We start from the raw sequence: 14,280 nt of genomic DNA on the forward strand, positions 1-14,280 counted from the left end.
TTGCGAGGCGTGGGGACAAGCATCTACATCACGTCATCAGAGGGTCACTCTGGCAAGTCAGCCGTCGCGCTCGGGGTGGTGAACGCCCTGAGCCGCTCGATCGGGCGCGTGGGTGTGTTCAGGCCCATCGTGCAGAGCGCCGAGGTGCGCGACGACATCCTCGAGCTGCTCCTCTCGCAGCTCGACCCTCAGAACCGCGGTCCGGAGTACGAGTCCGGTTTCGGCGTCACCTACGACGACGTGCACGCCGACCCCGATGAGGCGCTCTCCCGCATCGTCACCCGGTACCGTGCGCTCGAGCGCCGCTGCGACACCGTCGTCATCGTGGGCAGCGACTTCACCGACGTCGGCAACCCGGCCGAGCTGGGCTTCAACGCACGGGTTGCCGCGAACCTCGGCGCGCCGGTCCTGCTCGTCCTGACCGGCCTCGACGCCGACAAGGGCCAGCCGCGCACCCCGGAGCAGCTCGCGCAGGCGCTCGAGGTGACCCTGCCCGAACTTGACGCCGCGCACGCCACGCTGCTCGCGATCACCATCAACCGCGCCGACGAGAACGCCACGGAAGAGGTGCGTCGAGCTGTCGCCGAGCGGGCTCTGCGCGAGCTCGGCCACAAGGTTCCCGTGTGGGCGATCCCCGAGACGCCGTTGCTCATGGCCCCCTCGCTCTCGCAGCTGCTGGACGCGGTGGGCGGCGAGCTCGTCTACGGCGACCGCGAGCTGCTCGGCCGCGAGGTGCTCGGCATCGTCCTCGCGGGCATGTCGATGCAGAACGTCCTCGAACGCCTCAAGGAGGGCGCGGTGGTCGTCATCGCGGCCGACCGTACCGAGGTGCTGCTCGCCGTGCTCCTCGCGCAGCGCGCCGAGACCTTCCCGTCCCTCACGGGCATCGTCGTGAACGGCCCGTTCGAGTTCCCGCCGGCCATCGAGCGGCTCATCAACGGCCTCAATGTCGAGGTGCCGATCATCCGCACCAACTTCGGAACCTACGACACGGCGCAGCGCATCATGCAGACGCGCGGCCGACTCGCGGCGGCGGGAATCTCGCGCCGCAAGATCGACCTCGCCCTCGCGAAGTTCGAGCAGCACATCCCGGCCATCGAGGTCGTGGCGCTCCTCAACGTGAAGCAGTCGCTGGTCGTCACGCCGCTCATGTTCGAGAACACGCTCCTCGACCGCGCACGCTCGGACCGCAAGCACATCGTGCTCCCTGAGGGCAGCGACGACCGCATCCTCGTCGCCGCCGGCTCTCTGCTGGCCCGCGAGGTCGCCGAGATCACCATCCTGGGTGAGGAGTCGGAGGTGCGTGGCCGTGCGTCCGCGCTCGGCGTCGACATCTCCGCCGCCCACGTGCTCAGCACGAGCAACCCCGACTACGTCGCGCGCTTCGCCGAGGAGTACGCGAGACTGCGCTCGCACAAGGGCGTCACCATCGAGGCCGCGACCGAGCGCGTGCGCGACGTCAGCTACTTCGGCACCCTCATGGTGCACCTCGGCCTCGCAGACGGGATGGTCTCGGGCGCGGCCCACACGACCGCGCACACCATCCGCCCCGGCTTCGAGATCGTCAAGACCAAGGCTGGCGTCTCCGTCGTCTCGAGCGTGTTCCTCATGGCCCTCGCCGACCGCGTCCTCGTGTACGGCGACTGCGCCGTGAACCCGGACCCGACGGCGGAGCAGCTCGCCGACATCGCGATCTCCTCGGCCGAGACGGCGAGCCAGTTCGACATCGCGCCTCGCGTCGCCATGCTCTCCTACTCGACGGGCGAGTCTGGCTCCGGAGCCGACGTCGACAAGGTGCGCACGGCGACCGGCATCGTGCGCGAGCGCATGCCAGAGCTGCTCGTCGAGGGTCCGATCCAATACGACGCGGCGACGGATGCCGCGGTCGCGAGCAAGAAGATGCCGGGCAGCCAGGTGGCCGGCCGCGCGACGGTCTTCATCTTCCCCGACCTCAACACGGGCAACAACACGTACAAGGCGGTGCAGCGCTCTGCGGGCGCCGTGGCGATCGGCCCAATCCTGCAGGGCCTCAACAAGCCCATCAACGACCTCTCCCGCGGTGCGCTCGTCTCCGACATCATCAACACGGTCGCCATCACCGCGATCCAGGCGCAGGGCTCGTAGGGGCCTCCGCCGCACGTTCTGCCCGCTTCCCGCGGGTCTCGAGAAAGGGTGCCCATGAGCATCGTCCTGGTCGTCAACTCCGGCTCGTCGTCCTTCAAGTACCAGCTGATCGACATGGACCGCGAGGAGACGCTCGCGTCCGGCCTCGTGGAGCGCATCGGCGAGGGCGTCGCGAGCGTCACCCATAAGACCGGGGGAGCGACCTTCACCCGTGAGGCGGACATCCCTGACCACACTCGTGGCTTCGAGGCGATGCTCGGGGGGTTCCAGGAGCACGGGCCGAGCCTCACCGAGTTCCCGCCGGTGGTCGTGGGGCACCGAGTCGTGCACGGCGGGCGACGCTTCTTCGACGCGGCGGTCATCGACGGCAAGGTGCTGCAGGACATCGAGGACCTCATCCCGCTCGCCCCGCTGCACAACCCCGCGAACCTCGAGGGCATCGTGGGCGCGCGCGACGTGTTCGCCCAGACGCCCCACGTCGCGGTCTTCGACACCGCGTTCCACACGACCATGAGCGAAGCCTCGTCGCTGTACGCACTGGATGCGGAGGTCGCGAAGGAGCACCGGGTGCGCAAGTACGGCGCGCACGGCACGAGCCACAAGTTCGTCTCCGAGGAGACCGCCCGCTTCCTGGGGCGCGACCTCGCCGAGCTCAAGACGATCGTGCTGCACATCGGCAACGGCGCGAGCATGTGCGCGGTCGACGGCGGCCGCTCGATCGAGACGAGCATGGGCATGACGCCGCTCGAGGGGCTCGTCATGGGCACCCGCACGGGCGACCTCGACCCCGCCGTCCTCGTGCACCTGTCGCGTCGAGGCGGCTACACGATCGACCAGCTCGACGACCTCCTCAACCGCAAGTCGGGGCTCCTCGGCCTCACGGGCTCCGGTGACATGCGCGACGTGCGGCAGAAGGCCAACGCGGGCGACGAGCGCGCGCAGCTCGGCCTCGCGGTCTACGCGCACCGCATCCGCCACTACCTGGGCGCCTACATGCTGCTGCTCGGCGGCGCCGACGCGATTGTCTTCACGGCGGGCATCGGCGAGAACGACGCCAAGCTGCGCGCCGAGGTGCTCGAGGGCCTCGAATGGCTGGGTGTGAAGCTGTCACCCGAGCGCAACGAGTCGGCGTCACGGGACGCGCACCGCATCTCGGCCGACGACTCGCGCATCGAGGTACTGGTCGTCCCCACCAACGAGGAGCTCGAGATCGCGCGCCAGAGTCTGGCCGCCATCGCCTGAGCCCGGCTGGCGCGTCGCCCATGCTCGTCCCAACGGAGCGATCGCTGCCAGCGAAGTGGCCTTTCTGGGTCCCCTGAAGGGCCACTTGGCTGGCGGCGATGTCGGTTGGGGTCGCGCAAAGGGCCACTTCGCTGGCAGTGATGGGGTCTGCGGGCAGTGCGATCTCGGCGACGCCAACAGGTGGTGACGGGGCAACGCGGGATGTCGGTGGTGCCGTCTACGATGGAGCGCATGGCCACAGCCCTGTACCGCCGCTATCGGCCTGAGAACTTCGCCGAGATGATCGGGCAGTCGCAGGTCACCGAGCCCCTCATGACCGCGCTCCGAACCGGTCGCGTCAACCACGCCTACCTCTTCTCCGGCCCACGCGGGTGCGGCAAGACGAGCTCGGCACGCATCCTCGCCCGCTGCCTGAACTGCGCCGAGGGGCCGACCGACACCCCGTGCGGCGTCTGCCAGAGCTGCGTCGAACTGGCGCGCGATGGCGGAGGCTCGCTCGACGTCTTCGAGATCGACGCCGCGAGTCACGGTGGCGTCGAGGATGCGCGAGAGCTGCGCGAGCGCGCCATCCTCGCGCCGAGCCGCGATCGCTACAAGATCTTCATCATCGACGAGGCCCACATGGTGACCTCGGCCGGCTTCAACGCCCTGCTCAAGGTCGTCGAGGAGCCGCCGGAGCACGTGCGCTTCGTGTTCGCGACGACTGAGCCCGAGAAGGTCATCGGCACGATCCGCTCGCGCACGCATCACTACCCGTTCCGGCTCATCCCGCCGGCCCTCATGCTCGAGTACGTGGAAGAGCTCTGCACGAGCGAGGGCGTCACGGCTGAGCCCGGCGTGCTCCCGCTTGTCGTGCGCGCGGGCGGTGGCTCGGCGCGAGACACGCTCTCGCTGCTCGACCAGATCATCGCCGGTTCCGAGACGGGCCTCCTCGGCTACCAGCGCGCCGCCGCGCTGCTTGGGTTCACGGGCCAGGAGCTGCTCGACGAGTCGATCGACGCCTTCGCCGATGCTGACCCGGCAGCGGCCTACACGGCCGTCGACCGCGTCATCCAGTCTGGCCAAGACCCGCGCCGCTACGTCGAGGACCTGCTCGAGCGTCTGCGCGACCTCATCGTCGCCAAGGCCACAGGGCCAGGAGCCGGAGCGGTCCTGCGCGGCCTCGGGGCGGACGAGGTCGAGGCCCTGCGCGTGCAGGCCGGCCGGTTCTCGCCCGCCGCACTCACCGGCATCGCCGACCTCGTCAACGAGACGCTCACCGAGATGAGCGGCGTCACGTCGCCGAAGCTCCACCTCGAGCTGCTCGTCGCGCGCATCCTCGTCGCGTCGCGTGCTGACTTCATCGACAGCGGCACGCTGCTCGCGGTGGCGGATGCGCCAGGCACGTCGCCGATGCGACTCGCGGCTGCGGCGTCCGCTTCCGCTTCCGCGCCCGCGTCCGAGGTTGCCGCGCCCGTCCAGGAGCCCGCGCCCGCGTCGGCTCCGCAGCCCTCCTCGGAGCGACAGCCCGAGACCCCGCGCGCGCCGCGTGTCGGGCAGGCTGCCGACTCGGTACCGAGTGAGCGCCAAGCGCCTCCCGCCGCTCCGGCGGCTCCTTCGGTCCCTTCTGCCGCGGAGCCGGACACCGCCTCCGCCGCGCGCCTGGCCGCCGCATCGTGGGCCGCGGCGACTCCCGGCTCCGGAGTTGCACCGGCAACGCCTGCACCGGCCCCGACCGTGTCTGCCTCGGCCGTGTCTGCCCCGGCCGTGTCTGCGCCGGAACCGGTTGTCCTCGCTCCGGGCAGCAGCGAAGCGCCGACCGACGCCGACGCTCCGGCCGAGGACGAACCCCTCGCCCCGCCCGTCGCGGACTCTGTCTCGGACTCTGCCTCGGACGGCGCGCCTGCGTCGGACGTCGAGGCGCCATCCGGAACCGCATCGGCGCCGGAAGTCGAAGCTGCCGAACTCGAGTCAGCGCGAGACCTCTCGTCAGCAGCGGGATCCGCCCCGGATCCTGAAGTCGCGTCAGCACCGGAACCTGTGTCTGCTCCGGAGGTCGCATCGGCGCCCGAAACGGCACCTGCGTCAGAAGCCGCGTCAGCGACGGAACCCGAGCCTGCGCCAGAGGCAGGTCCCGGCCGAGTGTCCGTCTCTGCTCCGGTCCCGCACGCCACGGCGGCACGCGCATCCGCCGAGCCACCCGTCTTCGCGCAGCTGCGCGACGCCTGGCCCACCCTGCTCGAGCGCATGCGCGACCTCGGCGGCACCCACGCGTGGAGCGTCGCGCAGTCCGTGCACCCGCGGGATCTCGTCGGCGATCTGCTCGTCTTCGAGGTGCCGTCCCGCGCCGTGCTCGACCAGTTCCGCGGCGAGCGAGGCGCAACCGACTCCCCGAGCGCCGTGCTCCGCACCGCGATCAACGAGATGTTCGGCATCACCGTGAAGTTCCAGCCGCAGCGTCCTGGCGGGGCAGCGACCAGTGGGGCGGGCGGCGCTCAGGCGCCCAACCGCACCGACGAGCCCGCGCCAGCCCACGCGGAGCCCGACCCGGCGCGAGGCCAACAGCCCGACGCGGCCCGCGCGCAGGGAGCGTCCGGGGACGCGACGGCGCCTCGGCCGCAGACCGGGCAGACCGGGCAGACCGGGCAGACCGCGCAGCGTGAGCGCCATGCAGTGACCCCGGCGACGAACGCGAAGACACCCGCCTCGCAGGCTGGGCAGGCCACTGCGGCTCCCTCGGCCCCCGGCTCCTCGAGCGGCCTGAACTGGACCGTCGCGAAGATCCCCGGCCAGGAAGCCCTCCCCGACGACGGGCCGGGCTCCGGATGGGCGACCGCCGCGATCCCGGGGTCGGGGACCGCGCAGGGCGTGGCCTCCGCGACGCGGACCCCCACAGCGTCCGCGCCAGCTGCAGCCGCCGTGGCCTCGGCCCCCGCAGGAGCACCAGCCGAGACGCACACCACAGCGGCCGACGAAGCGCAGGCCCCCGCCGCGGCGCCGCCCGCCCCGAAGCGCACCCAGCGCGTCGCGAGCGCGCCCGTCATTCCCGGCGTCGAGCGCTACGGTGAGGCGATCGTGCGCGAGCGACTCGGTGCCCGCTTCATCGGCGAAGACATCATCGTGCCCGAGCCCGAAGCGGTCGAGCTGCCACCCGAAGACGACTTCTCCGCACCACCACCACCTGAAGACGGCGGTTACTGAGCCGTGTCTGCAGCATCATCCGAAGGCCGGGGACTCTGACCCATGTATGAAGGCATCATCCAGGACCTCATCGACGAACTCGGTCGGCTGCCAGGCGTCGGCCCCAAGTCCGCCCAGCGCATCGCGTTCCACATCGTGCAGACGCAGTCGTTCGATGTGTCGCGGCTCGCGCAGATCCTCGCGACCGTCCGCGAGCGGGTGCAGTTCTGCACCGTCTGCGGCAACGTCAGCGAGGGCCCGGAGTGCAACGTGTGCCGCGACCCGCGCCGCGACCGCACCGTCATCTGCGTCGTCGAGGAGCCGAAGGACGTGGCCGCCATCGAGCGCACCCGCGAGTTCAGCGGGCTCTTCCACGTCCTCGGCGGCGCCATCAACCCCATGGAGGGCATCGGGCCCGACGACCTGAACATCCGCACCCTCCTCGCCCGGCTCGAGTCCGGTGAGGTGAAGGAGGTCATCGTCGCGACCGACCCGAACCTCGAAGGCGACGCCACAGCCTCCTACCTGAGCAGGCTCCTCACGAGCATCGGCGTCCCCGTGTCGAGGCTCGCCTCCGGCCTCCCCGTCGGGGGCGACCTCGAGTATGCGGACGAGATCACCCTCGGCCGCGCCTTCTCCGGACGCCGCGCCATCGACTGACCGGCTCACGACACCCGCCGCCCTCACCGACCACCGGGATGTCGCCACTCGGCCACGGGCCTGCAATCAACGGAAACGAACGCGGCCCGCGCTAGGAACGGCATGCCCCCGCCGGATAGGATGGGAGCTTGTGGCGCGCGGGCACAGCTCGACGCGCATCCTGAACCGGAGGAGACAAGACACGTGAGTCTGATCGTCCAGAAGTACGGCGGATCATCGGTCGCGGATGCTGAGAGCATCAAGCGAGTGGCCCGCCGAGTAGTCGAGACCCGCAACGCGGGCAACGACGTCGTCGTGGCGGTCTCCGCGATGGGTGACACCACCGACGACCTCATCGACCTGGCACACCAGATCGCGACGATTCCGGATGCACGCGAGTTCGACATGCTCGTCACGACCGGCGAGCGCGTCTCGATGGCCCTCCTCGCGATGGCCATCAAGGACCTCGGCATGGACGCCAGGAGCTACACGGGCAGCCAGGCCGGCATGATCACCGACTCCACGCACGGCGACGCGCGCATCGTCGACGTCACCCCCGTGCGTGTGCGCGAGGCGCTCGACGAAGGCGCCATCGCGATCGTCGCCGGCTTCCAGGGCTTCAACCGCGACTCGAAAGACATCACCACGCTCGGCCGCGGCGGCTCCGACACGACCGCCGTCGCACTCGCGGCCGCCCTCGGTGCGGATGTCTGCGAGATCTACACCGACGTCGACGGCGTCTTCTCCGCCGACCCGCGCATCGTGCCGAAAGCCCACAAGCTGAACTACATCTCCAGCGAGGAGATGCTCGAGCTCGCCGCCTCCGGCGCGAAGGTCCTGCACATCCGCGCCGTCGAGTACGCACGCCGACAGGGAGTCACGCTCCACGTCCGCTCGTCGTTCTCGGACCACGAGGGCACCATCGTCTACAACCCAGATCGGGCAGAGGAGTACGAAGTGGAAGCAGCAATGATCGCGGGTGTCGCCCACGACCTGAGCCAGGCCAAGATCACCATCGCGGGCGTCCCTGACGTGCCAGGCAAGGCGGCTGCGATCTTCACGATCGTCGCCGAGCAGGGCGCGAACATCGACATGATCGTGCAGAACGTGTCCGAGCAGGACACGAAGGTCACCGACATCTCGTTCACGCTGCCGAAGGCGGACGCGCAGCGCGTGCTCGACGCCATCGCCTCGGAGGGCGAGCAGATCGGCTACGCGTCGCTGCGCCTCACGGAGGACATCGGGAAGATCTCGCTCGTCGGCTCCGGCATGCGCACGAACATCGGCGTCACCGCGAAGCTCTTCACGGCGCTGAAAGATGCCGGCATCAACATCGACATGATCTCCACCTCCGAGATCCGCATCTCGATCATCACGCAGGCCGACCTCGTCACCGAGGCCACCCGCGTCATCCACACCGCGTTCGACCTCGACGGCGACGCCGAGGCAGTCGTCTACGCAGGCACCGGCCGCTGACGCGGCTGAGCAGAAAAGAGCACTCATGAGCACCAAGTTGAACGTCGCCGTCGTCGGCGCGACGGGCCAGGTCGGCGCCGTCATGCGCACCCTCCTCGAGGAGCGCGACTTCCCAGTCGAGAGCATCCGCTTCTTCGCGTCGGCCCGCTCGGCTGGCACGACCCTCCCGTTCCGCGGTGAGGACATCACGGTCGAAGACGTCGCCGTCGCCGATGTCAGCGGCATCGACATCGCCCTCTTCTCCGCTGGAGCCACCACGTCGCGGGCGCAGGCCGAGCGCTTCGCCGCCGCCGGCGCGCTCGTCATCGACAACTCGAGCGCCTGGCGCCGCGACCCCGAGGTGCCGCTTGTGGTCTCCGAGGTCAACCCGGAAGAGATCGTCGCGCCCCCCAAGGGCATCATCGCGAACCCCAACTGCACGACCATGGCCGCCATGCCGGTCCTGAAGGTGCTGCACGAGGCCGCCGGCCTCGAGCGCCTGATCGTGTCGACCTACCAGGCCACGTCCGGCTCCGGGCTCGCAGGCGCCCGCGAGCTCTCCGGCCAGGCCGTCGCGGCCGTCGGTCAGGGCGAGGATGCGCTCCTCGGGCTCGTGCACAACGGCTCGGCCGTCGAGTTCCCGGCCCCCGACAAGTACGTCGCGCCCATCGCATTCAACGTCATCCCGCTCGCCGGCTCGGTTGTCGACGACGGCACGGAAGAGACCGACGAAGAGCAGAAGCTGCGCAACGAGAGCCGCAAGATCCTCGGCCTCCCCGAGCTGCGCGTGAGCGGGACGTGCGTGCGCGTGCCCGTCTTCACCGGCCACTCCCTGTCGATCAACGCCGAGTTCGCCGAGGCGCTCACGCCCGACCGCGCCCGTGAGCTCCTCGCACAGGCACCCGGCGTCGCCCTCGTCGACGTGCCCACGCCTCAGCAGGCAGCCGGGGCCGACCCGAGCCTCGTCGGCCGCATCCGCCAGGACCAGTCGGTCGACGGCAACCGGGGCCTCGCGCTGTTCATCTCGAACGACAACCTCCGCAAGGGCGCCGCGCTCAACGCGGTGCAGATCGCGGAGCTCGTCGCCGCGAAGGCGTAACCGCCGAGCTCGCACGCACAAGAACGGACGCCCCTCGCGGGCGTCCGTTTTTGCGTTCGCGGTCGTGGTCGGGGTGGACCGTCCCCTGTTTCGGGCGTAGGGCATTCGAAAACAGCAAAAACGGGCGAATGTGCAGGCCGCACCACCCACGTGAAGCGGATGCGCATCCGCCCCCGTCGTAGACTGATTCGGTGACTGATTCACAGAAGATCTACGACGTCGTTCTGATCGGCGGGGGCATCATGAGTGCCACCCTCGGCTCGCTGCTCTCGAAGCTCGAGCCCGAGTGGAGCATCAAGATCATCGAGCGACTCGACGGGCTCGCTCAGGAGAGCTCGAGCCCGTGGAACAACGCAGGCACGGGCCACGCCGCCCTCTGCGAGCTCAACTACACGCCTGAGAAGGACGGCGTCATCGACGCGTCCAAGGCGATCCAGATCAACGAGCAGTTCCAGGTGTCGCGCCAGTTCTGGGCCACGCTGGTCGAGGCCGGCGAGCTGCCCGAGCCGTCTGGCTTCATCAACTCCGTGCCGCACATGACGTTCGTGCGTGGGGCCGAGAACGTCGACTTCCTGCGCCGCCGCTTCGAGCTGCTCAAGACCGAGCCCCTCTTCACGACGATGGAGTTCTCGGACGACCCGGAGGTCATCAAGGCCTGGGCTCCGACGCTCGTCGAAGGCCGACCGGCAGGCGAGAAGATCGCGGCGACGCGCGTTGCCGCGGGCACCGACGTCGACTTCGGCTCGCTCACCCACAAGCTCGTGCAGGGCCTCGTCGACCGCGGCGCCGTGCTGCGCCTCAACACGGAGGTCATCGCGCTCCGCCAGCAGCGCGACGGCATCTGGCAGATCGCGACGCAGCAGCTCGCTGGCGAGCAGAAGGGCCGCAAGAACGTCACCCGCGCGCGCTTCGTGTTCGTCGGAGCTGGCGGCGGGGCGCTCCCGCTCCTCCAGAAGTCGGGCATCGAGGAGATCAAGGGCTACGGTGGCTTCCCGATCTCCGGACAGTTCCTGCGCACCGACAACCCCGCGGTGGTTGAGAAGCACCTCGCGAAGGTCTACGGCAAGGCATCGGTCGGTGCCCCGCCCATGTCGGTGCCGCACCTCGACACCCGCGTCGTCGACGGCAAGCCCGCCCTCATGTTCGGGCCGTACGCGGGCTTCAGCCCCAAGTACCTCAAGACGGGCAGCTACCTCGACCTCATCAAGTCGCTGCGCCCGCACAACCTCATCCCGATGCTCGCCGTCGCGAAGGACAACTTCGACCTCGTCACCTACCTCGTCGGTCAGGTGCTCGCGAGCAAGGACAAGAAGTTCGAGCAGCTCAAGGAGTTCTTCCCCGAGGCGAACTCCGCCGACTGGCGCCTCATCACGGCCGGTCAGCGCGTGCAGGTCATGAAGAAGGACCCGAAGCGCGGTGGAATCCTGCAGATGGGCACCGAGGTCGTCGCGAAGAAGGACGGTTCGATCGCGGGCCTCCTCGGCGCCTCGCCCGGCGCATCCGTCGCCGTCCCGGTCATGATCGACCTGCTCGGCCGCTGCTACCCCGACAAGAAGGCGGAGTGGGCGCCGAAGCTGGAGGCACTCGTTCCGAGCCTCGGCAGCGACGTCAACGCGTCGGCGGAGCTCGCAGACTCGACGCAGTCAGCCAGCGCCAAGGCGCTCGAGCTGAACGCGCACTAGGGGCCTCGGCCGGGGCAACACCCCGGCCCGTCACCGCACGCCACCGAGGCCGTCCCGCACAAGCGGGGCGGCCTCGCTGGCGTGCGGAGCGCTGGGGCCTTCGAGCTCTCACCGCGCCAGGGGGTCATGGTGATGTGGGTCTGCGTCGTTGTCGACACTTCATGTGCCAGTCAAGGTGACGTCAGGTCGAAAATGCTGCTTCAGCGGGCGATGTTCGTCGCCTCGTCACCGTGACTGTCCGCGTCGAGCCCGTTCGTGCCGCGAGCCGCTGTGGCGCGGACGCGTTGCCGCGGCCACGCGCCACGCGGGCGCAACCGCGGCCACGCGCCACGTGGCTGCGAGCGCTTGGTCAGCCGCGTCTCGCCCGAAGCGCGAGGCGCGCGAGGACGCCGACGAGGAAGACCGCCAGGGCAGACACCAGGGCGAGCGGTGGCAGGGTGACGACAAGGGCGACGCAGCCGAAGGCGCCGAAGAGCGACACGGCGCGGGGCGCGCTCCGGTGCTCCCGCGCCTGCGTGAGGGCGCTGAGGTTGGCGACCAGGTAGTAGACGAGCACGCCGGCGCTCGAGAAGCCGATGACCTCGCGGATGTCGCCGACGCAGATGAGCAGGGCGGCGCCGACCGCGACGGCCAGCACCGCGGCTCTCGGCACCGCGGCCGACGGATGCTGCTGCGCCAGCGCACCGGGGAGGTCACCACGACGCCCCATCGCCATGGCGGTGCGGGAGCTGCCTGCGAGGACGGCCGAGAGCGCGCCGATCGACGAGACGGCGGCGAGGACGCGGACCGCGGCGACTGCGACGGGCTGGGTTTCGACGAGCGCCGCGATCGGGGCCGGGGTGAGCGCGAGTCTGCCTGGACCGAGCGTGGTGAGGAGGACCCAGCCGAGTGCGGCCAGCAGGGCGCTCACGATCACGAACGACAGGAGCATCGCCCGCGGGACGGTGCGCCTTGGATGGCGCACCTCCTCGGAGAGCGTCGCGACGCGGGCGTAACCGGCGAAGGCGAAGAACAGGATGCCGGCCCCCTGCAGCACCCCGTGCGCCGAGAACAGGGCATCGTCGCCGCTCGCTGACCCGAACATCGGCGGAGAGACCTGCGCGACGATCATGACGCAGATCAGCCCAGCGATCACCACGCTGCCGATGACCGTCGCGACGGTTGCGGTGCGCGTGATGCCGAGCATCCCGGCCGCCGTGACGGCGAGCAGCACGGCGAGCGCGACCGGCCGGGCGAAGGGCTCGGGCACGAGGTAGGCGGCGGCGGTGATGGCCATGGCGGCGACCGACGCCGTCTTGCCGATCACGAACCCCCAGCCGGCGAGGAACCCCGGCCACTCGCCGAGCTGCTCGCGACCGTAGAGGTACACGCCGCCTGCTCCCGGATGCTGGCGCGCGAGCTGCGCGGTCGAGGCGGCGTTGCTCGCGGCCACGGCGAGCGCGATCGCGAGGCTCAGGAGGAGCCAGCCGCCCGCCGCCTGGGCCGCCGGGGCGAAGGCGGAGAAGACTCCGGCGCCGAGCATCGCGGAGACGCCGATGGCCGTCGCGCCGAGAGTGCCGATCTTCCTCGGCCCCGCACCTGTCGTCATCCGCTGCCCCACCTCGTCCGTGCCACCGTGCTGTCGAGGTGACGATAGAGGCGGCAGGTGAACGCCGCGCGGCGAGTACGCTCGTGCGATGACCGAAGCTCAGTTCACGATTCGTGCGACGACGCCAGACGACTGGCGGGCGGTGCGGGCGATCAGGATCGAGATGCTCAAGGACACCCCGATCGCGTACACGGAAACCCTCGCGGAGGCGTTCGGCCATGATGAGCGGGAGTGGCGCAGGCGTGGCGCGCGGGGCGCGGCCGCCGACGGCATCTCGCTCGTCGCCGAGCTCGAAGACGGCAGCTGGGTCGGCACGATGGGCTGCGTCTCCTTCAGGGACGAGCCGTGGCCCATGCTCGTGAGCGTCTACGTGGCGGAGGGCTACCGGGGCCCGGCGGCGGGGGTGACGGATGCGCTGCTCGGCGAGGTCGAGGCGTGGGCGTCGTCGCGCGCATCCGGTCTCATGCTGCACGTGCACGAGGACAACGACCGGGCTCGGGCTGCGTACGAGCGGCGCGGGTTCGTCGCGACGGGTTCCACGATTCCGTACCCGCTGAACCGGCGGAAGCGGGAGCTGGAGATGGTCAAGCGGCTCTGACGTCGCACGTCGGCGTCGGCGCCGCGGGGTGGGCGCATGCCGTTGCGTGCGGGTACGATCGACCGGGCTCAGCCCTGAAACGAGGAGGACCATGGCCAAGCTGTACTTCCGCTACGGGGCGATGAACTCGGGCAAGTCGACGGCCCTGCTGCAGGCGGCGTTCAACTACGAGGAGCGCGGGCACCGGGTTGTGCTCGCGAAGCCCGCGGTGGACACGAAGGCTGAGGGCGAGATCGCCTCTCGCCTCGGCATGACGAGGCGCGTCGAGATCCTGGTGGGTGCCGAGGACAGTCCCCGAGAGCAGCTCGCGGCGCTGGTCGCCGACGGGCAGCCCATCTCATGCCTGCTCGTCGACGAGGCGCAGTTCCTGACGACCTGGCAGGTCGACGAGCTGCTGCGCATCGCGGTGCTCGACGGCATCCCCGTGCTCGCGTACGGCATCCGCACCGACTTCCAGACGATCGCATTCCCCGGCAGCCAGCGGCTGCTCGAGATCGCGCACTCGCTGGAGGAGCTCAAGACGATCTGCCGCTGCGGGCGGAAAGCGATCTTCAACGGCCGCCGCGTCGCGGGCGAATTCGTGTTCGACGGTGGCCAGGTCGCGATCGACCAGGGCGAGGTCAGCTACGAGTCGATGTGCGGCAACTGCTACCTCGAAGCGTCGCACGGACGCCTTGGGGCCGGGCGCGTCTAG

Annotated in this window: 10 protein-coding genes; 9 read left to right on the top strand and 1 reads right to left on the bottom strand. The window is 70.1% G+C overall.

Going from position 1 to position 14,280, the window contains the following annotated elements:
- The first annotated feature begins 9 nt into the window (after positions 1 to 9).
- The 7 genes from pta to HDC34_RS16740 all read left to right on the top strand — a co-directional run bounded on the left by pta (position 10) and on the right by HDC34_RS16740 (position 11,400).
- On the top strand, positions 10 to 2,124 hold the full coding sequence (pta, locus tag HDC34_RS16710; protein WP_179557865.1) for a phosphate acetyltransferase: 2,115 nt from the start codon (positions 10 to 12) through the stop codon (positions 2,122 to 2,124).
- Between the two features lie 54 nt (positions 2,125 to 2,178).
- Positions 2,179 to 3,366 carry an acetate/propionate family kinase gene (locus HDC34_RS16715; RefSeq protein WP_179557866.1) on the top strand — a complete coding sequence of 396 codons (1,188 nt, stop codon included), beginning with the start codon at positions 2,179 to 2,181 and terminating at the stop codon, positions 3,364 to 3,366.
- Positions 3,367 to 3,597: 231 nt separating this feature from the next.
- Complete coding sequence (locus HDC34_RS16720; protein WP_179557867.1) at positions 3,598 to 6,546, top strand: DNA polymerase III subunit gamma and tau; 2,949 nt, start codon at positions 3,598 to 3,600, stop codon at positions 6,544 to 6,546.
- Positions 6,547 to 6,588: 42 nt separating this feature from the next.
- Positions 6,589 to 7,185, top strand: a complete 597-nt coding sequence (gene recR / locus HDC34_RS16725; RefSeq protein ID WP_068476612.1) for a recombination mediator RecR — start codon at positions 6,589 to 6,591, stop codon at positions 7,183 to 7,185.
- Between the two features lie 183 nt (positions 7,186 to 7,368).
- Positions 7,369 to 8,640, top strand: coding sequence for an aspartate kinase (locus HDC34_RS16730; RefSeq protein WP_104312891.1), 1,272 nt, complete (start codon positions 7,369 to 7,371; stop codon positions 8,638 to 8,640).
- Positions 8,641 to 8,665: 25 nt separating this feature from the next.
- Entirely contained in the window at positions 8,666 to 9,718 is a 1,053-nt protein-coding gene (locus HDC34_RS16735; RefSeq protein ID WP_104312890.1) for an aspartate-semialdehyde dehydrogenase, read from the top strand.
- Positions 9,719 to 9,909: 191 nt separating this feature from the next.
- Positions 9,910 to 11,400 (top strand): malate:quinone oxidoreductase, encoded by a 1,491-nt coding sequence (locus tag HDC34_RS16740; RefSeq protein ID WP_179557868.1) that lies wholly within the window; start codon positions 9,910 to 9,912, stop codon positions 11,398 to 11,400.
- A gap of 349 nt (positions 11,401 to 11,749) precedes the next feature.
- On the opposite strand, the gene HDC34_RS16745 is transcribed toward HDC34_RS16740, so the two are convergent.
- Positions 11,750 to 12,988, bottom strand: coding sequence for an APC family permease (locus HDC34_RS16745; protein WP_179557869.1), 1,239 nt, complete (start codon positions 12,986 to 12,988; stop codon positions 11,750 to 11,752).
- Positions 12,989 to 13,076: 88 nt separating this feature from the next.
- On the opposite strand from HDC34_RS16745, the gene HDC34_RS16750 reads away from it, so the two are divergent.
- Positions 13,077 to 13,586 (top strand): GNAT family N-acetyltransferase, encoded by a 510-nt coding sequence (locus HDC34_RS16750; RefSeq protein ID WP_104312887.1) that lies wholly within the window; start codon positions 13,077 to 13,079, stop codon positions 13,584 to 13,586.
- Between the two features lie 91 nt (positions 13,587 to 13,677).
- Complete coding sequence (locus tag HDC34_RS16755; protein WP_104252157.1) at positions 13,678 to 14,280, top strand: thymidine kinase; 603 nt, start codon at positions 13,678 to 13,680, stop codon at positions 14,278 to 14,280.

This window comes from Pseudoclavibacter sp. JAI123, assembly GCF_013409665.1.
Lineage (GTDB): Bacteria > Actinomycetota > Actinomycetes > Actinomycetales > Microbacteriaceae > Pseudoclavibacter.